15 protein-coding genes are annotated in these 19134 nt (G+C 72.1%); 9 read left to right on the top strand and 6 right to left on the bottom strand.

Annotation, left to right across the window (positions count from 1 at the left end; all coding sequences use genetic code 11):
• Positions 1-105: 105 nt before the first annotated feature.
• Positions 106-1560 (top strand): amino acid permease, encoded by a 1455-nt coding sequence (locus ACY0MR_RS24125; RefSeq protein ID WP_361851341.1) that lies wholly within the window; start codon positions 106-108, stop codon positions 1558-1560.
• A gap of 79 nt (positions 1561-1639) precedes the next feature.
• Here ACY0MR_RS24125 and ACY0MR_RS24120 read toward each other — a convergent pair whose 3' ends face one another.
• On the bottom strand, positions 1640-2251 hold the full coding sequence (locus ACY0MR_RS24120; protein WP_388798771.1) for a biotin transporter BioY: 612 nt from the start codon (positions 2249-2251) through the stop codon (positions 1640-1642).
• Between the two features lie 255 nt (positions 2252-2506).
• Here ACY0MR_RS24120 and ACY0MR_RS24115 point away from each other — a divergent pair, with 255 nt between their 5' ends.
• The 3 genes from ACY0MR_RS24115 (at position 2507) to ACY0MR_RS24105 (ending at position 6310) form a co-directional block, all read left to right on the top strand.
• Positions 2507-3892, top strand: coding sequence for an amino acid permease (locus ACY0MR_RS24115; RefSeq protein WP_388798768.1), 1386 nt, complete (start codon positions 2507-2509; stop codon positions 3890-3892).
• A 117-nt stretch (positions 3893-4009) separates the two neighbouring features.
• Positions 4010-5428, top strand: coding sequence for an amino acid permease (locus tag ACY0MR_RS24110; RefSeq protein ID WP_404082490.1), 1419 nt, complete (start codon positions 4010-4012; stop codon positions 5426-5428).
• Positions 5429-5665: 237 nt separating this feature from the next.
• Entirely contained in the window at positions 5666-6310 is a 645-nt protein-coding gene (locus tag ACY0MR_RS24105) for a superoxide dismutase (protein WP_073913969.1), read from the top strand.
• A gap of 141 nt (positions 6311-6451) precedes the next feature.
• On the opposite strand, the gene ACY0MR_RS24100 is transcribed toward ACY0MR_RS24105, so the two are convergent.
• A complete protein-coding gene (locus tag ACY0MR_RS24100) occupies positions 6452-7087 on the bottom strand; it encodes a mycothiol-dependent nitroreductase Rv2466c family protein (RefSeq protein ID WP_361851331.1) in 636 nt (211 codons plus the stop codon).
• A gap of 185 nt (positions 7088-7272) precedes the next feature.
• On the opposite strand from ACY0MR_RS24100, the gene pepN (ACY0MR_RS24095) reads away from it, so the two are divergent.
• Together pepN (ACY0MR_RS24095) and ACY0MR_RS24090 are read left to right on the top strand one after the other, a co-directional pair.
• Positions 7273-9834: an aminopeptidase N gene (gene pepN, locus ACY0MR_RS24095; RefSeq protein ID WP_388798763.1), complete on the top strand. Its 2562-nt coding sequence runs from the start codon at positions 7273-7275 to the stop codon at positions 9832-9834.
• A gap of 188 nt (positions 9835-10022) precedes the next feature.
• A complete protein-coding gene (locus ACY0MR_RS24090; RefSeq protein ID WP_473555294.1) occupies positions 10023-11027 on the top strand; it encodes a hypothetical protein in 1005 nt (334 codons plus the stop codon).
• A gap of 4 nt (positions 11028-11031) precedes the next feature.
• On the opposite strand, the gene ACY0MR_RS24085 is transcribed toward ACY0MR_RS24090, so the two are convergent.
• The 4 genes from ACY0MR_RS24085 to ACY0MR_RS24070 form a co-directional block, all read right to left on the bottom strand.
• Complete coding sequence (locus tag ACY0MR_RS24085; RefSeq protein ID WP_473555291.1) at positions 11032-12189, bottom strand: serine hydrolase domain-containing protein; 1158 nt, start codon at positions 12187-12189, stop codon at positions 11032-11034.
• 135 nt (positions 12190-12324) lie between these two features.
• Entirely contained in the window at positions 12325-12792 is a 468-nt protein-coding gene (locus ACY0MR_RS24080) for an NUDIX hydrolase (RefSeq protein ID WP_404082497.1), read from the bottom strand.
• 9 nt (positions 12793-12801) lie between these two features.
• Complete coding sequence (locus ACY0MR_RS24075) at positions 12802-13506, bottom strand: HPP family protein (RefSeq protein ID WP_473555289.1); 705 nt, start codon at positions 13504-13506, stop codon at positions 12802-12804.
• Between the two features lie 34 nt (positions 13507-13540).
• Positions 13541-14446, bottom strand: a complete 906-nt coding sequence (locus ACY0MR_RS24070; protein WP_473555286.1) for a pyridoxamine 5'-phosphate oxidase family protein — start codon at positions 14444-14446, stop codon at positions 13541-13543.
• Between the two features lie 179 nt (positions 14447-14625).
• Between ACY0MR_RS24070 and ACY0MR_RS24065 the strand changes: the two genes are divergently transcribed.
• From ACY0MR_RS24065 to pepN (ACY0MR_RS24055), 3 genes are all read left to right on the top strand, one after another.
• On the top strand, positions 14626-15168 hold the full coding sequence (locus ACY0MR_RS24065; protein ID WP_361861322.1) for a CGNR zinc finger domain-containing protein: 543 nt from the start codon (positions 14626-14628) through the stop codon (positions 15166-15168).
• Positions 15169-15271: 103 nt separating this feature from the next.
• Complete coding sequence (locus ACY0MR_RS24060; protein WP_473555284.1) at positions 15272-16291, top strand: aspartate-semialdehyde dehydrogenase; 1020 nt, start codon at positions 15272-15274, stop codon at positions 16289-16291.
• Positions 16292-16452: 161 nt separating this feature from the next.
• Entirely contained in the window at positions 16453-19029 is a 2577-nt protein-coding gene (gene pepN / locus ACY0MR_RS24055; protein ID WP_473555281.1) for an aminopeptidase N, read from the top strand.
• Positions 19030-19134 lie beyond the last annotated feature (105 nt).

Raw genomic sequence — 19134 nt, 5'->3', positions numbered from 1 at the left:
TGGTCCACGCAACGTTCCGGAATGAGGTCTTCCGATCACCCCCGTTCCCGGTGTTCAATGCTCGGGCTCGCGATCCGAGCGACCCCCACACGCAAGGAAGCGTTCATGAACACGCAACCGACCCTGACCAAGGACGGCGAGGAGACCGGTACCCCCGGGGCACCGCACTCCGCCGACGGCCTCAAGGCCGGTCTCAAGAACCGCCACCTCTCGATGATCGCCATCGGCGGCGTCATCGGCGCCGGGCTCTTCGTCGGCTCCGGCTCCGGCATCGCCGCGGCCGGCCCGGCGATCCTGCTCTCCTACGCCCTCGTCGGCGCGATGGTCGTCTTCGTGATGCGGATGCTGGGCGAGATGGCCGCCGCGCGGCCGTCCTCCGGCTCCTTCTCCGCCTACGCCGACCAGGCGCTCGGCCGCTGGGCCGGCTTCAGCATCGGCTGGCTGTACTGGTTCTTCTGGGTCGTCGTGCTCGCGGTCGAGGCGACCGCGGGCGCGGTGATCCTGGAGGGCTGGGTGCCCGCCGTGCCGCAGTGGGCCTGGGCCCTCATCGTGATGGTGGTGCTCACCGCCACCAACCTGGGCTCGGTCGCCTCCTACGGCGAGTTCGAGTTCTGGTTCGCCGGCATCAAGGTCGTCGCGATCGGCGCGTTCGTCGTCATCGGCCTGCTCGCCGTCTTCGGCGTGTTGCCCGGCTCGGACAACGCGGGCGCCGGGTTCGCGCACCTCACCGACAGCGGGGGCTTCTTCCCGATGGGTGCGGGGGCGATCCTCACCGGTGTGCTGATGGTCGTCTTCTCCTTCATGGGCAGCGAGATCGTCACCCTGGCCGCCGGCGAGTCCGAGGACCCGCAGAAGGCCGTCACCAAGGCCACCAACAGCGTCATCTGGCGCATCGGCGTCTTCTACCTGGGTTCGATCTTCGTCGTCCTGACCCTGCTGCCGTGGAACGACAAGTCGATCACGGAGAAGGGCTCGTACGTCGCGGCCCTGGACTCCATCGGCATCGCGCACGCCGGTCAGATCATGAACGTGATCGTCCTCACGGCCGTGCTCTCCTGCCTGAACTCGGGCCTCTACACCGCCTCCCGCATGGCCTTCTCGCTCGGCCGCCGCGGTGACGCGCCCAAGGCCTTCGCCAAGGTCAACAAGCGGGGCGTGCCGGTGGCCGCGATCCTCGGCTCCGTCGTCTTCGGCTTCGTCGCGGTCTTCTTCAACTACAAGTGGCCGGACACCGTCTTCGCGTTCCTGCTGAACTCGTCCGGCGCGGTGGCGCTCTTCGTCTGGCTGGTCATCTGCGTGACCCAGCTGCGGATGCGCGGCATCATCCTGCGCGAGTCGCCGGAGAAGCTCGTCGTGAGGATGTGGCTCTTCCCGTACCTGACCTGGGCGACGATCGGCATGATCGTCTTCGTCCTCGGCTACATGCTGTACGACGGCGGCAGCGCCCGCGAGCAGGTCGTCCTGTCGCTGCTGGTGGCGGCGCTGGTGATCGTGGTCGCGCTGGTCAAGGAGCGGTTCGCGAAGCCCTCCCCCGAGGCCGAGCCGGCCGAGCGCGTCTAGCGCCGGGGCACCCGCACGAGGAGGGCCCGCCGTTCCCCGGGGAACGGCGGGCCCTCCTGGCGTCCGGACGGGCGGCGGATCAGCCCTTGCGGTCGAGCAGCTTCCAGGCGGTCGGCAGGACGCCCATGGCGAGCGCCGCCTTGAGGGCGTCGCCGATGAGGAAGGGGGTGAGGCCGGCGGCGACGGCCTGGCCGAGGCTCATGCCGGTGGCGAGCGCCAGGTACGGCACGCCGACCGCGTAGATCAGCGCGGAGCCCAGGACCATGGCACCGGCCGTGCGGAGCACCGAGCGGTCCGCGCCGCGGCGGGCCAGGGCGCCGACGACGGTCGAGGCGAGCAGCATGCCGAGGACGTAGCCGAAGGACGGCATGCCGTAGCCCGAGGTGGCCTGCGCGAACCACGGCACGCCCGCCATGCCCGCCACGGCGTACAGGGCCAGGGCGAGGAAGCCGCGGCGGGCGCCGAGCGCGGTGCCGACGAGCAGGGCGGCGAAGGTCTGGCCCGAGACCGGGACGGGGGAGCCGGGGACCGGGACGGAGAGCTGGGCGGCGAGGCCGGTGAGGGCGGCGCCGCCGACGACCAGGGCGATGTCGCGGGCGCGGCTCGCGGCCACGCTCCCGCTCGCGGGCAGCAGGTCGGCGAGGACGGTTCCCGCACGGAGGGAACGGACGGGGGCGGTGGCGGTGCTCATCGGTACTCCGCGGGGGGTGAGGGTGGGTGGGACGCCTTGACGGTATGCCAGGAGTGAACGCTCGATCACCGTCAGCCGCCGACAAAGCGACGGCCGACTGCTTCGTGGAGATCGAACAAACCCCGCCGGTCACCCTTCTCGCCACGTGACGCTTGTCACTGGGAAGTCCTGCATGGAGGTCCCTTTTGCGCCAGGGGTCCTTCACTGGAGAGACTGTGGGGTCTCCATAAACCGTCAGAGAGCACGAGCCCCCACATGCACGACTCCCTCGCCTCCGAACCGGAGCCCCTCTCCCCCGGTCTGAAGCAGCGTCATCTGACGATGCTGGGGCTCGGCGGCGTGATCGGCGCCGGGCTCTTCGTCGGCTCCGGCGCGGGCATCGCCGTCGCCGGGCCCGGCATCGTGGTCTCGTATCTGATCGCCGGCGCCCTCGCGATGCTGGTCATGCGGATGCTGGGCGAGATGTCGGCCGCCATGCCGGCCTCGGGGGCCTTCTCGGTGCACGCCGAGCGGGCGCTCGGCCGCTGGGCCGGCTTCTCGGTGGGCTGGCTGTACTGGTTCCTGCTCGTCGTCGTGCTCGCCGTGGAGGCGACGGGCGCGGCGCAGATCGCCCACGGCTGGGTGCCCGACGTGCCGCAGTGGGGCTGGGTGCTGGTCTTCATGGTCGTGTTCACCCTCGCCAATCTGGCGGCGGTGAAGAACTTCGGCGAGTTCGAGTTCTGGTTCGCCGCGCTCAAGGTCGGTGCGATCGTCCTCTTCCTGGTGCTCGGCGTCCTCGCGATCGTCGGCCTGCTGCCGGACACGGATCCGGTGGGCCTGGCCAACCTGACCGGGCAGGGCGGCTTCCTGCCGCACGGCTGGTCGGGGGTGGTCTCCGGCGTCCTCGCCGTCGTCTTCGCCTTCGGCGGTCTGGAGGTCGTCACGATCGCGGCGGCCGAGTCCGACGATCCGGCGCGGAACGTGGCGCGTGCGGTGCGCAGCGCGGTCTGGCGGATCCTCCTCTTCTACGTGGGCTCGATGCTGGTCATCGTGACGCTGCTGCCCTGGACGGCGATGCGACCGGGCGAGTCGCCGTACGTCGCCGTCCTGGACGCGATCGGGGTGCCGGCGGCGGGCCAGATCATGAACGTGGTGGTGTTCGTGGCGCTGCTCTCGGCGCTGAACGCGAACCTGTACGGCTCCTCGCGGATGGTGTTCTCGCTGGCCGAGCGCGGCGAGGCGCCGAAGGGCCTGCTGCGGGTCTCCGGCGGCGGGAACGCCTCGGGGGTGCCGCGCCGGGCGGTGCTCGCCTCGGTGGCCTTCGGCTTCGTCTCCGTGCTCCTCAATCTGAAGTGGCCGGACTCCGTCTTCCTCTACATGCTCAACGCGGTCGGGGCGGTGCTGCTGTTCGTGTGGGCGCTGATCGCGGTCTCGCAGCTGCGGCTGCGGCGCCGGATCGAGCGCGAGGCCCCCGAGACGCTGACCCTGCGGATGTGGGGCTTCCCGTGGCTGACCTGGACGGCGCTGGCCGCGATGGGCGCGGTTCTGGTCCTGATGCTGACGGACGAAGCGGCCCGGCCCCAGGTGCTGTGGTCGGGGGCGGCGACCGGGGCGGTGCTGCTGGTGGCCTGGGTCAGGGAACTGCGTACGAAGCGGGGTTAGATCTTCACCTTGTGTGAAGCTCGTGCCCGTATAGCGGACATGCGTTCCCTGTGAGCGGTCGTGGCCCACAGACTGTGGGCTTCCTCCCCCGTCTCAGCTAGTGAACAGGGCTCGCCCATGTCTCGGACCACCGCGCCCGCGCCGGACGACCGCAAGGACGGCGCGACCTCCACGGCCGAGGGCCTCGGCCACGGCCTCAAGCAGCGCCATCTCTCGATGATCGCCCTCGGCGGCGTCATCGGCGCCGGACTCTTCGTCGGCTCCGGCGCCGGCATCGCCGCCGCCGGGCCCTCGATCGTGATCGCCTATGCGATCTCCGGCATCCTCGTGATGCTGGTGATGCGGATGCTCGGTGAGATGTCCGCGGCGAACCCGGCCTCCGGCTCGTTCTCCGTCCACGCGGAGCGGGCCCTCGGCCCCTGGGCGGGGTTCACCGCCGGCTGGGCGTTCTGGTTCCTCCTCTGCGTCGCCGTCGGCCTGGAGGGGATCGGCGCGGCGAAGATCATGACCGGCTGGTTCCCGGGCAGCCCCGAGTGGGCCTGGGTCGCGCTCTTCATGCTGGTCTTCTGCGGCACCAACCTGGCGGCCGTGAAGAACTTCGGCGAGTTCGAGTTCTGGTTCGCCGCGCTGAAGGTCGGCGCGATCGTCGTGTTCCTCGGCATCGGCGTCCTCGCGATCGTCGGCGTCCTGCCCGGCACGGACGCCCCGGGCGCCACCCACCTCACCGGCGAGGGCGGCTTCTTCCCGCACGGCTCCGAGGGCCTGATCGTGGGCCTGCTCGCCTCCGTCTTCGCGTACGGCGGTCTGGAGACGGTCACCATCGCGGCGGCCGAGTCGGAGCACCCGGTGCAGGGCGTCGCCAAGGCCGTCAAGACGGCGATGTGGCGGATCGCGCTCTTCTACATCGGCTCGATGGCGGTCATCGTCACCCTCGTCCCGTGGGACGACGCGGCGGTCGTCGAGAAGGGCCCGTACGTCGCGACCCTGGACCACCTGGGCATCCCGGCGGCCGGCCAGATCATGAACGTCGTCGTGCTCGTCGCCCTGCTGTCGGCGATGAACGCCAACATCTACGGCGCCTCGCGCATGGCCGGCTCGCTCGTCTCCCGCGGCCAGGGTCCGAGGGCGCTCGGCCGCACCTTCGGCGGCGTCCCCCGCCCGGCGGTGCTCGTCTCCTCCGTCTTCGGCTTCGCCTGCGTGCTGCTGAGCTACTGGCGTCCGGACGACATCTTCGTCTGGCTGCTCAACACGATCGGCGCGATCATCCTGGTCGTCTGGTTCTTCATCGCCGCCTCCCAGCTGGTGCTGCGCCGCCGCACCGAGCGCGAGGCGCCGGAGAAGCTGGTCGTGCGGATGTGGGCCTTCCCGGTGCTGACCTGGGTGGCACTGGCCGGCATGGCGGCGATCTTCGTCCTGATGGCCCGCGAGGAGGGCACCCGGGTGCAGCTGTACTGGACGGGCGGCCTGACGCTGCTGCTGGCCGTCGTCGGCTTCGCGCGCCAGAAGCTGCGCGGGCCGGTGGCCGAGGACGCCTGACCCGCCCCCTCCTCCCGTTCTCACCTCCCCGAGCGCCCCGCCGAGCTTCCGCCCGGCGGGGCGCTCTGCCGTCTCCGTACGGGTGGGGCCCGTTCGGCCCAGGGCGTGGAAGCCGTACGAACGAACCAGGGACGTAGGACCGGCTTAGGACCAAGGGCTGATCAACTTCCGACGCACCTGCTGTTAGCCTGCACTTGCATAAGGGTTGCAAGAAGAGGTCAGGCGAAGGGCTCGGCAATGGCGATCTACACACTTCCGGAGCTGCCGTACGACTACGCGGCGCTGGAGCCGGTGATCAATCCGCAGATCATCGAGCTGCACCACGACAAGCACCACGCCGCGTACGTCAAGGGCGCGAACGACACGCTGGAGCAGCTGGAGGAGGCGCGCGACAAGGACCAGTGGGGGTCGATCAACGGCCTGGAGAAGAACCTGGCCTTCCACCTCTCCGGCCACATCCTCCACTCCATCTACTGGAACAACATGAACAGCCCGAAGGACGGGGGCGGCGGCGAGCCGCTGGCCGCCGACGGCGTCGGTGACCTCGCGGACGCGATCACCGAGTCCTTCGGCTCCTTCGCCAAGTTCAAGGCCCAGCTGACCAAGGCGTCCGCGACCACCCAGGGCTCCGGCTGGGGCGTCCTCGCGTACGAGCCGATCAGCGGCCGCCTGATCGTCGAGCAGGTCTACGACCACCAGGGCAACGTGGGCCAGGGCTCCGTCCCGGTCCTCGTCTTCGACGCCTGGGAGCACGCCTTCTACCTGCAGTACAAGAACCAGAAGGTGGACTTCATCGAGGCCATGTGGCAGGTCGTCAACTGGCAGGACGTGAGCAAGCGCTACCACGCCGCCAAGGCCTCGGTGCCGCTCATCTCCTTCTGAGGACCGGAGCCCGGCGGGCTCCCCCGACGTCCCACTCGTGATCGTCTTCTCAACCTTCACGTGCGGGCGGAATGACGAAGAACCCCCGTGATGACGTGAATCACGGGGGTTCTTCCATGCGGCCGGAGCGGCCGGAGCGGCCTACCGGAAGCTGGGCGCCTCCGTGCGCGTGCGCTTGATCTCGTAGAAGCCCGGCGTCGACGCCACGAGCAGGGTGCCGTCCCAGAGGCGGGCGGCCGCCTCGCCCCGCGGGGTCGGGGTGACGACCGGGCCGAAGAAGGCGACCTCGTCGCCGTCCGCGCCGGGCACCGCGATGACCGGGGTGCCGACGTCCTGGCCGACCTTCTCTATGCCCTCCGTGTGGGAGGCGCGCAGCTCGGCGTCGTAGGTGTCCTTGTCGGCGAACTCGACCAGGTCCTCGGGCAGGCCGGCGTCGGTCAGGGCTCCGACGATCGCCTCGCGGGTCGGACCCTCGCCGTTGTTGTGGAAGCGGGTGCCGAGCGCGGTGTAGAGCTTGCCGACGACCTCGTCGCCGTGCAGCTGCTGGGCGGCGATCACGACCCGGACGGGGCCCCAGGCCTGCGTCTCCAGCATCTCCCGGTACTCGGCGGGGACCTCGTCGAGGCGGTTCTCGTTGAGCACGGCCAGGCTCATGACCTTCCACCGCACGTCGACCGGGCGGACCCGCTCCACCTCCAGCATCCAGCGGGAGGTCATCCAGGCCCAGGGGCACAGCGGGTCGAAGTAGAAGTCTGCGGTGGTCCTGCTCTCGGACATGTCACTCCTCGGTACGGCCGTGGGGGCCGGCACGGGCCGGCTGATTCAGGAAAGACGGCGGAAAGACGACGGTGGTGCGCCGAAAGGAGGGAACCCCCGGAGCTCCGACGGCATTCCCGTGTCCCGGGTGACATCCGCACATGGGAGGATCGGTGCTGTTTCGAACGTGCCACGAAGGAGTGACCGTGCCCGGTGAGAATCTGTCCCGCGACGAGGCCCACGAGCGGGCGGCGCTGCTGTCCGTCGACGGGTACGAGGTCGTCCTCGACCTGCGGTCGGCGGTCGGCGACCCGACCGGGGCCGTGCGCACCTTCCGCTCCGAGACGACGATCCGCTTCCGCCGCACCGGCGCGGGCACGAGCACGTTCGTGGACCTGATCGCCCCGTCCGTGACCTCGGTCACCCTCAACGGGCGCCCCCTCGACCCGGCGGCCGTCTTCGACGGATCCCGGATCGCGCTCGACGGCCTCGCCGACGAGAACACGCTGGTCGTGGACGCGCAGTGCGCCTACAGCCGGACCGGCGAGGGCATGCACCGCTTCGTCGACCCCGAGGACGGCGAGGTCTACCTCTACACGCAGTACGAGCCGGCCGACGCCCGCCGGGTGTACGCCACCTTCGAGCAGCCCGACCTCAAGGCCCCGCACCTGTTCTCGGTGACCGCGCCCGAGGGGTGGACGGTCTGGTCGAACGGCGCGGGCGAGCGGGACGCCGACGGCGTGTGGCGGTTCGCCGAGACGGCGCCGATCTCCACGTACATCACCTGTGTCGTGGCGGGCCCGTACCACTACGTCACGGACGCGTACAAGCGGACGCTGGGCGACGGGACCGAGCTGGAGATCCCGCTGGGCGCGATGTGCCGCAAGGGGCTCGCGAAGCACTTCGACGCGGACGACGTCTTCCTGGTCACCAAGCAGGGCCTCGACTTCTTCCACGACAACTTCGACTACCCGTACCCCTTCGGGAAGTACGACCAGGCCTTCGTCCCCGAGTACAACCTCGGCGCGATGGAGAACCCGGGCATGGTGACCTTCCGCGAGGAGTACATCTACCGGGGCAAGGTGACGCAGGCGGCGTACGAGCGCCGGGCGAACGTCATCCTGCACGAGATGGCCCACATGTGGTTCGGCGACCTGGTCACCATGGTGTGGTGGGACGACCTGTGGCTGAAGGAGTCCTTCGCGGACTTCATGGGCTCCTTCTCGCTCGCCGAGGCGACCCGCTTCACCAACAGCTGGGTGACCTTCGCCAACAACCGCAAGGCCTGGGCCTACCGGGCCGACCAGCTGCCCTCCACGCACCCGATCACGGCCGACATCCGCGACCTGGAGGACGCCAAGCTCAACTTCGACGGCATCACGTACGCCAAGGGCGCCTCGGTCCTCAAGCAGCTCGTCGCGTACGCCGGCCGGGACGCGTTCCTGGAGGGCGCCCGCCGCTACTTCAAGCGCCACGCGTACGGGAACACCCGGCTCGCCGACCTCCTCACGATCCTGGAGGAGACCTCCGGCCGGGACATGAAGGCCTGGGCGAAGTCCTGGCTCCAGACCTCCGGCGTGAACACCCTGACCCCGGCCGTCACCTACGACGCGGAGGGCCGGATCACCGAGCTCGCCGTCCTCCAGGAGGGCGACGAGCTGCGCCCCCACCGGGCCGCGGTCGGCCTCTACCGGCTCGCGGACGGGCAGCTCACCCGGTACGCGCGCGCCGAGGCCGACATCACCGGCGCCCGGACCGTCGTCGCCGACCTGGCGGGCGCGGAGCGGCCCGACCTGGTCCTGGTCAACGACGACGACCTCACCTACTGCAAGGTCCGCTTCGACGAGGGCTCCCTGGCCGCCCTCCGCGCCCACCTCGGCGGGATCACCGACCCCCTGGCCCGCGCCCTGTGCTGGTCGGCGCTGTGGAACCTCACCCGCGACGGCCTGATGCCCGCCCGGGACTTCGTCTCCGTGGTCCTCGACTTCGCGGGCCGCGAGACGGACATCGGCGTCCTCCAGATGCTGCACGCCTGGGCCGGCTCGGCGGTCACCCACTACGCGGCCCCCGCGTGGCGCGAGGAGGGCGGGCGGCTGCTCGCCGAGGGCGCCCTGCGCGAGCTGCGGGCGGCCGAGCCGGGCAGCGAGCACCAGCTGACCTGGGCGCGGTTCTTCGCCGCGACGGCCTCCTCCGACGCCGACCTCCAGCTGCTGGAGGGACTGCTGGACGGCACGGCGAGGATCGACGGGCTCGACGTCGACCAGGAGATGCGCTGGTCGCTGCTCTCGCCGCTGGCCGTGCGCGGCCGCGCGGACGAGGCCCGGATCGGCGAGGAGCTGACCCGGGACGACACGGCGACGGGCAAGCGCCACCAGGTCCGCCTGCTGGCCGCGCGGCCCTCGGCGGCCGTCAAGGCGCAGGCCTGGGCGCAGGTCGTCGAGTCGGACACCCTGTCGAACGCGCTGGTCGAGGCGACGATCGCGGGCTTCGTGCAGCCCTCGCAGCGGGAGCTGATCGCCCCCTACGCGGAGAAGTACTTCACGGTCATCGAGCGGCTCTGGGCCGAGCGGTCCATCCAGATCGGCATGGACGTCGTCCGCGGCCTGTTCCCGGGGCTCCAGGACGACCCGGCGACGCTGGCCGCCACGGACGCCTGGCTGGCGGAGCACGCGACGGCCGCCCCGGCCCTGCGGCGCCTGGTCCTCGAATCGCGGGACGACCTGGCGCGCGCCCTGCGGGCGCAGGAGTGCGACCGCCTGGCCGGCTGACGCCCGGACGGAACGGCGGCGGGGGTCGCGGACGTCGGTCCGCGGCCCCCGCCGTGCCGTCCGGAGGGGCTCGGGGCGCGCCCCTCATCGGCACTCGAACGCGCGTACTTTAGGACGGTGTTGTCCCGTATTGTCGACGGGCGTGTAACAGGGGTTAGGGAGGCCTTCGGCAGCGGAAGACCCCCGGCATGAACCACAACGCCCCCATCACCCCCCGCCCCCTCCCCCTCTCCCCCCACACCGGCCGAGCGCAACGCCTTGCCTCCGCCGACCAGTTGAGGGCCCAGGGCATCCCCGCCGGCGAGGTGGCCGCGCAGTGCGCGCCCGGCTCCTGGCAGCAGCTCCTCCCCGGCGTCTTCCTGCTCCAGCCGGGGGCGCCCACCGGCGAGGACCGGCTCCACGCCGCCCTCCTGTACGCCCGCAGGAACGGGGCGGTCCCCGCGCAGGGTCCCGACCCGATGATCACCGGACTCGCCGCGCTGGCCCTGCACCGCTTCTCCGCCGCCCCCGTCCTCACCGCCCTGGAGCGGATCGACGTCCTGGTCCCCCGGACCCGGCGGCTGCGCTCCACCGGGTGGGTGCGGGTGGTGCGCGCCGCCGACTCCCCCGAGCCGGTGGAGCTGACCGGTGTCCCCGTGGCCCCGGTCGCCCGGGCCGTCGCCGACGCGGTGTCCGGGCTGTCGGACGCGGAGACCGTACGCCGGCTGCTGACCGAGGCGGTGCGCGGCGGGCACTGCGAACCGGGTTCGGTGGTACGGGAGTTGAGCCGCGCCCGGCTGCTCACCCGGCCGCACGTGGTGGACGCGGTGGACGCGCTGCTGGCCGAGGGGCGCTCGTGCTCCGAGGAGCGCCTGTACGAGATGGTGCGGGACTTCGCGCTGCCGGACCCGGTGTGGAACGTGGACCTGCGGCTGCCCGGCGGCCCGCACCTGGGCGGGGTGGACGCCTACTGGCCCGACCAGGCCGTCGCCGTCGAGCTGGACACCCGGGCACCGCGGCAGGACGAGGACGCGCTCTGGTCCGAGTACACCCGCAAGCGCGAGCACCTGGAGCGGCTCGGCATCACGGTCGTCCACCTCACCCCGCGCAAGCTGCGCGAGGCGATGGAGCAGCAGGCCACCGTGGTGCGCACGGCCCTGATGGCCGCGTCCGACCGGCAGCCCGCCGCGTACGTCGTCGTCCTGCCGCGGTGAGGGCTCAGCCCTTCGGCCGGACGCCGCAGAACTCGGCCTCCAGGACGGCCGTGCTGTCCCCCGCCCAGTCGGCGTTGAAGTTCATGGCGAGGGAGTGCTCGCCGTCGCGGGTGGTGTGGGCCTCGGAGAGGGAGCCGTGAATGCCTCCGCCGTGGCCCCAGACCTCCTTGCCGCAGCTCAGCCTCTGCTTCATGAGTCCGAGGCCGTAGCCGGCGCCGGGGAGTTCGGGGGAGATCGGGAGGGTGGTGGTCATCTCCCGCAGCTCGGCCTTCGGGAGCAGCCGCCCCTTGAGCAGGGCGCGGTAGAAGGTCTGCAGGTCGTTGGAGTCGGAGATCATCTCGCCGGCCGCGTAGGCGAGGGTGGGGCTCAGTTCGCTGACGTCGTGGACCGGCCCGCTCCCGTCGTCGGTGAGCTTGGACCAGGCGGGCGAGCTCGGGCGGGGCATGGTGACGTCGGTGCCGGGGACGCTCGTGGCGCGGAGCTTGAGCGGCTTGACGATGCGGTTCTCGACGGCCTTGCCGTAGGGGCGTCCGGTGACCTTCTCGATGACCATGCCGGCGAGGACGTAGTTGGTGTTGGAGTAGTTCCACCCGGCGCCGGGGGCGAAGTCGGGTGCGTGGGTCATGGCGATGCCGACCAGCCCGCGCGGGGTCCAGCGGTCGTAGCGGTGCTGGAGGAAGGCGGGGCCGAAGACCTTCTCCTGGAAGCCGGGGTCGGAGGTGACGTTGTAGATGCCGCTGGTGTGGTTGAGCAGCTGGCGGACGGTGATCCGCCGGCCGTCGTGGCCGTTGCCGCGGACGACTCCGGGCAGCCACTTCTCGACCGGGTCGTCGAGGTCGATCCGCCCTTCGGCCTGGAGCTGGAGCAGGACGGTGGCGACGAAGGTCTTGGTGATGGAGCCGACGCGGAAACGGTCCTTCCCGCCCCGCTCGCCGGCGGTGCCGGTCCAGTCGCCCCGGCCGTCGCGCGCCTGGGCGACGGCCCCGGGGACCCCGGCGTCGACGGCGGCCCGGAGCGCCGCCCGGGTGGCGGCGTGGTCGCCCGACGCGGCGGGGGCCGTCGGGGCGGGGGCGGCCAGGGCCGGGGTGGCGAGGGCCGTGGCGGTGAGCCCGGCGACCAGGACGGCGGCGAGGACGGTGCGGGTCGTGCGTACGGCTGGCATGCGGGCTCCCCTGGGATTCTGCTGCGGCGCGTGTGCCGCGGTCGGCGGGGAGGACCGCGGGGGCCTGCGGGACGGTTGACCGGGCCCGCACCGGTTGAGCGGTTTCCGGCCGATCCGGGGCGGCGCGGGCGGCGCTCAGGTGATCGACGGATCGGTGAGCCGGGATCGGCCCGCGGGGGGACGCTCGCGCCACAGGTCGAGACCGACGTCGACGAGGGCGACGCGGGGCAGTGCGGGGACGGCGTCGAGCGGGTGCCAGGCGGCGAGGTCGGTGGACCCGCCGGTCTCGTGGCGCAGTTCGCCGCCGGTGATGCGGGCCTCGTAGATGATCCCCAGGCCCTGGAAGTCGCCGGGGGCCCCGAGGCGGCGCAGCCATCCGCGGCGGATCGTGTCGACGCCGAGGAGGACGGTGGGTTCGGCCCGGTAGCCCGTCTCCTCCTCGACCTCGCGGACCACGGTGTCCACGGGCTCCTCGCCGTGGTCCATGCCGCCGCCCGGCAGCGTCCACCGCCGGGTGCCGTCGCCCGCCACCCAGCGGGCCAGCAGCACCTGCTCGTCGCGGACGCACACGGCGTAGGCCGAGACCCTCAACTCCTTCTTCATGGAACGAGGTTAGAACCAGTACGCGGGGTACGTCCGGCCGGTGGCGCGGGCGGCTCCGAGGCCGACGGCGACGAGGAGGAGGCAGGCGAGCGCGAGAAGGCCGAGAAACGACCAGAAGGCGGGTGCGGTGAGGGCGACGATGACGGCGGTCGCCGCGGCGGGCGAGTGCGGGCTCCGCGCCGCGGCCATCACTCCGAGGGCGAGGCCGCCGGCGACGGCGGCGGCCCAGGGGCCGGGACCCGCCACAGTGAGGACGGCGAAGCCGGTGAGGGCGGACAGCAGCTGGCCGCCGATCACCGAGCGCGGCTGGGCCAGCGGCAGGTCGGGGGCCCCGGCGACCAGGGCCATGCTCGCGGCGAGCGGCGGGACGAGCAGGGGGTGGCCGAGCACGGTGCCGACGGCGACCAGGAGGAGCAGCCCGGTGACGGCGGCGGCGGTGGAGAGGAGGAGGACCCGGGGGCGCGGTCGCGGGGGCGGGCCGGGGCGGCGGGGCGGTGCGGCGACCGCCGCCGGAGCCGTGGAGGGGGCGACTCCGGCGGCGTCGGGCCGGCCGGTGCCGGACAGGTCGGTGCCGGACACGTCGGCGTCGGGCCGGCCGGTGCCGGACACGTCGGCGTCGGGCCGACCGGTGCCGGACAGGTCGGTGCCGGAGAGGTCGGTGCCGGTCCGGTCCGTGGCGGGGAGGTCGGTGTCGGGGGCCGGGGTGGTGGTCACGGGGCGGTCCTCGGGGTGTGGGCGACGGGTGGGGTCAGGTCGCGGACGGGTTGGCCGGGGAGTACTCCGGCGGGGACCAGCGCAGCGGGCTGCCCGCCGGGGTCTCGGCGGTGCGCTCGACGCGGAAGCGGGTGACGCGTCCCTCCGGGCCGTACTCGGTGTGGGCGAGGCCGCTGAGCTGCAGCGTCGTCCCGGTCTCCCAGTCGAGCAGGAGCAGCCCCGCGCGGCCGTCCGCCTCCAGGTTCCCCAGGGTCAGGAACATCGCGTTGCCCGGGTAGTCGCGCCAGCTGAGCTCCCGCGGCGCGTCGACCCGGAGGAACCCGGGGGTGCCCCCGCGGTGGCTGGTGTCGACTCCGTCGGGTCCGGCGCTGGCGACGAAGAAGGTGTCCGCCGCCCGGACGCGGCGCACCTGGTCGGGGGTGAGCGTCTCGCCGTGCCGGACGGCGCCGGTTCCGCGGCCGGCCGGATCGGAGCCGTACCACTCCCTCTTCTGCAGGTACTTCGGGCAGTTCGAGAACACCCGCTCGGCCTCGACGGTGAAACCGCGGGCGCTGGGGCGTGCGGTGCCGTTGAGGCGCATGCGGCGGCGGGTGCGGGGGTCGAGGGCGAGGGTGCCGACGGGGGTGCCGTCCGGGGTGATCGCGTCGGCGAGCGGGTCGTCCGCGGGGACGCCGCCGGCGACGGAGACGGTGTGCGGGCCGACGGCGCGGGTGAAGCCGGGCGGGCCGGTGAGGAGGCTCGCCCAGACCCGGCCCTCTCGGTCGGCCGCGCCGATCGCCAGCATCGGCTGGGCCTCCAGGAAGGCGGCGGCGACGGGGCGGATGCCGGGGGCGATGGAGCGGCCGACGTGGGCCGCCAGGTCCTGGACACCGACGCGCTCCTGGACGTCGATCGAGCCCTGGTGGTAGGCGACCACGGGGTGCGGAGGACGGACGTTCATCGCGGGCCTCCCGGGGCGCGGGTGGCCAGTGCGCCGATCGCGGTCATGGCGGGTCCCTTCCGGAGGCGGCCGGCCCCCTTTCGAGCTAACCTCTCATCGAGACTTTAGAGGTTAGACAGAGAGGTCGTCAACCGCTCACGTACCCTTGAGGGGTTAGTTCATCGAGGAGGGTGAGCCCCATGACCGCCATCGACCCCCGGCCGCTCGTCGGCGAGCCCGTCTCCCTCGACCTGCTCAACACCCGATGGAACGAGGAGGGCGTCCGGCAGGACCTGCTCTCCGGCGTCGAGGGCCTCGCCGTCTGGCTCGCCGCCAACGGCCTCGACGAGCGGTTCGCCGCCGACGCCACCACCCTGCGCCACACCCTCACCGCCCGGGACGCGCTCCGCGCGCTCGTCGACCGGCCGGGCGACTCCGCCGCCACCGCCCGCGTCGACGCCGTCCTCGGCCACGGCCGCATCCGGGCCACGCTCACCGCCGAGGGCCCCGGCGAGCGGCCCGAGTTCGCGGACCCGGCCTGGGGCCCGGCCTGGACCGCCGCCCGCGACTACCTCGACCTGCTGCGCACCGCCCCCGACCGGATCCGGGCCTGCGCCCACGAGGCGTGCATCCTGCACTTCTTCGACACCTCGCGGAACGGCACCCGCCGCTGGTGCTCGATGGCCGTCTGCGGCAACCGCGCCAAGGCCTCCCGCCACTACGCCCGCACCAAGGAGGGCTGACGCCCCCTCGTCCCGTCCCTTGGACAATGGATTGGACAAGGCGACCCGGGACATACGCATCATGGACCGGCAGCAACCTGCACATACGTACGGAGGAGTCCCCGTGAAGGTCGGAATCGTCGGAGCCACCGGTCAGGTCGGCACAGTCATGCGCAGCATCCTGGCCGAGCGCGGCTTCCCCCTCGACGAGCTGCGGCTCTTCGCCTCCGCCCGCTCCGCCGGCACCGTCGTGGACGGCGTCACGGTCGAGGACGCCTCCACCGCCGACTACACCGGCCTGGACATCGTGCTGTTCTCCGCCGGCGGCGCCACCTCCCGCGCCCTCGCCGAGAAGGTCGCCTCCCAGGGCGCCGTGGTGATCGACAACTCCTCCGCCTGGCGCGGCGACCCCGAGGTCCCGCTGGTGGTCTCCGAGGTCAACGCGCACGCGATCAAGGACCGCCCCAAGGGCATCATCGCCAACCCGAACTGCACCACCATGGCCGCCATGCCGGTCCTCAAGCCCCTCCACCAGGAGGCCGGCCTCACCGCGCTGATCGCCACCACCTACCAGGCCGTCTCCGGCTCGGGCGTGGCTGGTGTCGCCGAGCTGCGCGGCCAGGCCTGCGCCGTGGCCGAGACCGCCGACCGGCTGGCCTTCGACGGCGAGGCCGTCGAGTTCCCCGAGCCCGGCGTCTACAAGCGCCCGATCGCGTTCAACGTGGTCCCGCTGGCCGGCTCCCTCGTCGACGACGGCTCCTTCGAGACCGACGAGGAGCAGAAGCTCCGCAACGAGTCCCGCAAGATCCTGGAGATCCCCGGACTCAAGGTCTCCGGCACCTGCGTGCGCGTCCCGGTCTTCTCCGGCCACTCCCTCCAGGTGAACGTCCGCTTCGACCGCCCCATCAGCGTCGAGCGCGCCTACGAGCTGCTCAAGGACGCCGAGGGCGTCGAGCTCTCCGAGATCCCGACCCCGCTCCAGGCCGCCGGCAAGGACGCCTCGTACGTGGGCCGCATCCGCGTGGACGAGACCGTCGAGAACGGCCTCGCGCTCTTCCTCTCCAACGACAACCTTCGCAAGGGCGCGGCGCTCAACGCCGTGCAGATCGCGGAGCTGGTCGCCGCCGAGCTCAAGGGCGCCTGACGCCCGGAGGCGGTACGAGGGCGGCCACCCGGAGACGGGTGGCCGCCCTCGCGCGTTCCCCCGGACGGCCGCCCGTGTTCGCCCTGGGAAATGTCCCGTGCGCTGCCGACTCACCCCGTGGAAGGATGGGCCAAACATCACAAAACCGAGGAGTTGACCGGGTGCCTGGCACGAACCTGACCCGTGAAGAGGCTCAGCAGCGGGCAGCGCTGCTCACCGTGGACGCGTACGAGGTCGAACTCGACCTCACCGGTGCGCAGGAGGGCGGCACCTACCGGTCCGTCACCACCGTCCGCTTCGATTCCGCCGAGGCCGGTGCCTCGACCTTCATCGACCTGGTCGCCCCCGCCGTCCACGAGGTCGTGCTGAACGGCCACGCGCTCGACGTCGCCGCCGTCTTCCGCGACTCGCGGATCGCGCTGGCCCACCTGGCCCAGGGCCGCAACGAGCTGAAGGTCGTCGCCGACTGCGCCTACACCAACACCGGCGAGGGCCTGCACCGCTTCGTCGACCCGGTCGACGACCAGGCCTACCTGTACACGCAGTTCGAGGTCCCGGACGCGCGCCGCGTCTTCGCCTCGTTCGAGCAGCCCGACCTCAAGGCCACCTTCCAGTTCACCGTGAAGGCCCCGGCCGGCTGGAAGGTCATCTCGAACTCGCCGACCCCGGAGCCCAAGGACGACGTCTGGGTCTTCGAGCCGACGCCGCGGATCTCCACGTACATCACCGCGCTGATCGTCGGCCCCTACCACTCGGTGCACTCCTCGTACGAGAAGGACGGGCAGAGCGTCCCGCTCGGCATCTACTGCCGTCCGTCGCTCGCCGAGTTCCTCGACGCGGACCACATCTTCGACGTCACCCGCCAGGGCTTCGACTGGTTCCAGGAGAAGTTCGCGTACGACTACCCGTTCGCGAAGTACGACCAGCTCTTCGTGCCGGAGTTCAACGCGGGCGCCATGGAGAACGCGGGCGCGGTCACCATCCGCGACCAGTACGTCTTCCGCTCGAAGGTGACGGACGCCGCGTACGAGCGCCGGGCCGAGACGATCCTCCACGAGCTCGCGCACATGTGGTTCGGCGACCTCGTCACCATGGAGTGGTGGAACGACCTCTGGCTGAACGAGTCGTTCGCCACCTACACCTCCGTCGCCTGCCAGGCCTCGGTGGCGGGTACCCGCTGGCCCCACGCCTGGACCACCTTCGCCAACGCGGAGAAGACCTGGGCCTACCGCCAGGACCAGCTGCCGTCCACGCACCCGATCATGGCCGAGATCAACGACCTGGAGGACGTGCTCGTCAACTTCGACGGGATCACGTACGCCAAGGGCGCCTCGGTCCTCAAGCAGCTCGTCGCCTACGTCGGCCAGGACGAGTTCTTCAAGGGCGTCCAGGCCTACTTCCAGGCGCACGCCTTCGGCAACACCCGCCTCTCCGACCTCCTCGGCGCCCTGGAGGAGACCTCCGGCCGCGACCTGAAGACCTGGTCGAAGGCATGGCTGGAGACGGCCGGCATCAACATCCTCCGTCCGGAGATCGAGACCGACGAGAACGGCTCGATCACCGCCTTCGCCGTCCGCCAGGAGGCGCCCGCGCTCCCCGCCGGCGCCAAGGGCGAGGCCGTGCTGCGCCCGCACCGCATCGCGATCGGCTTCTACGACCTCGACGAGGCCGGCAGGCTGGTCCGCGGCGAGCGCCTCGAACTCGACATCGAGGCGGCCGGGCTGACCCCCGTGCCGCAGCTCGTCGGCAAGGCCCGCCCGGCGGTCGTCCTCCTCAACGACGACGACCTGTCGTACGCCAAGGTCCGCCTCGACGACGTGTCCCTGCACAACGTCACCGCGCACCTCGGCGACTTCGCCGAGTCGCTGCCGCGCGCCCTGTGCTGGGCCTCGGCCTGGGACATGACCCGCGACGGCGAGCTGGCCACCCGGGACTACCTGGACCTCGTGCTCTCCGGCGTCGGCAAGGAGTCCGACATCGGCGTGGTCCAGTCGCTCCAGGGCCAGGTCAGGGCCGCCCTGGAGATGTACGCGGCGCCGGAGTGGCGCGAGACCGGTCTGGCCCGCTGGACCGAGGCCACCCTCGCCCACCTCCAGGCGGCCGAGCCGGCGAGCGACCACCAGCTGGCCTGGGCGCGCGCCTTCGCGGCGACCGCCCGCACCCCGCAGCAGCTGGACCTCCTCGCCGCCCTCCTGGAGGGCCGCGAGACGATCGAGGGCCTGGCGGTCGACACCGAGCTGCGCTGGGCGTTCGTCCAGCGGCTCGCGGCCACCGGCGTCTACGACGAGACGGAGATCGCCGGCGAGCTGGAGCGCGACCGCACGGCGGCGGGCGAGCGCCACGCCGCCACCGCGCGCGCGGCCCGCCCGACGGAGGCGGCCAAGGCGGAGGCCTGGACCACGGTCGTCGAGGAGGACAAGCTGGCGAACGCCGTGCAGGAGGCCGTCATCGGCGGCTTCGTCCAGTACGACCAGCGCGAGCTGCTGGCCCCGTACACGGCGAAGTACTTCGCGTCGATCAAGGGCGTCTCGGAGACCCGCAGCCACGAGATCGTCCAGCAGATCGTGGTCGGCCTGTACCCGAGCCTCCAGATCTCGCAGGAGACCCTGGACGCGACGGACGCCTGGATCGCCGAGCACGACCCGGCCCCGGCGCTGCGGCGCCTGGTGACCGAGAGCCGCGCGGGCGTGGAGCGCGCGCTCCGGGCCCGGGCGGCGGACGCCGCCGCGGCGAAGTGACGCACCCGTAGGCAAGGGGCCCCGGATCGCAGCGGTCCGGGGCCCTTCGTCCTGTCGGCGGCCCGGTCCGAGGGCGTGTCGGCGCCCGCCGGCCCCGGGCCGCCG

The organism is Streptomyces sp. JN8, assembly GCF_055808075.1.
This window is presented reverse-complemented; position numbering and strand designations above follow the sequence as displayed.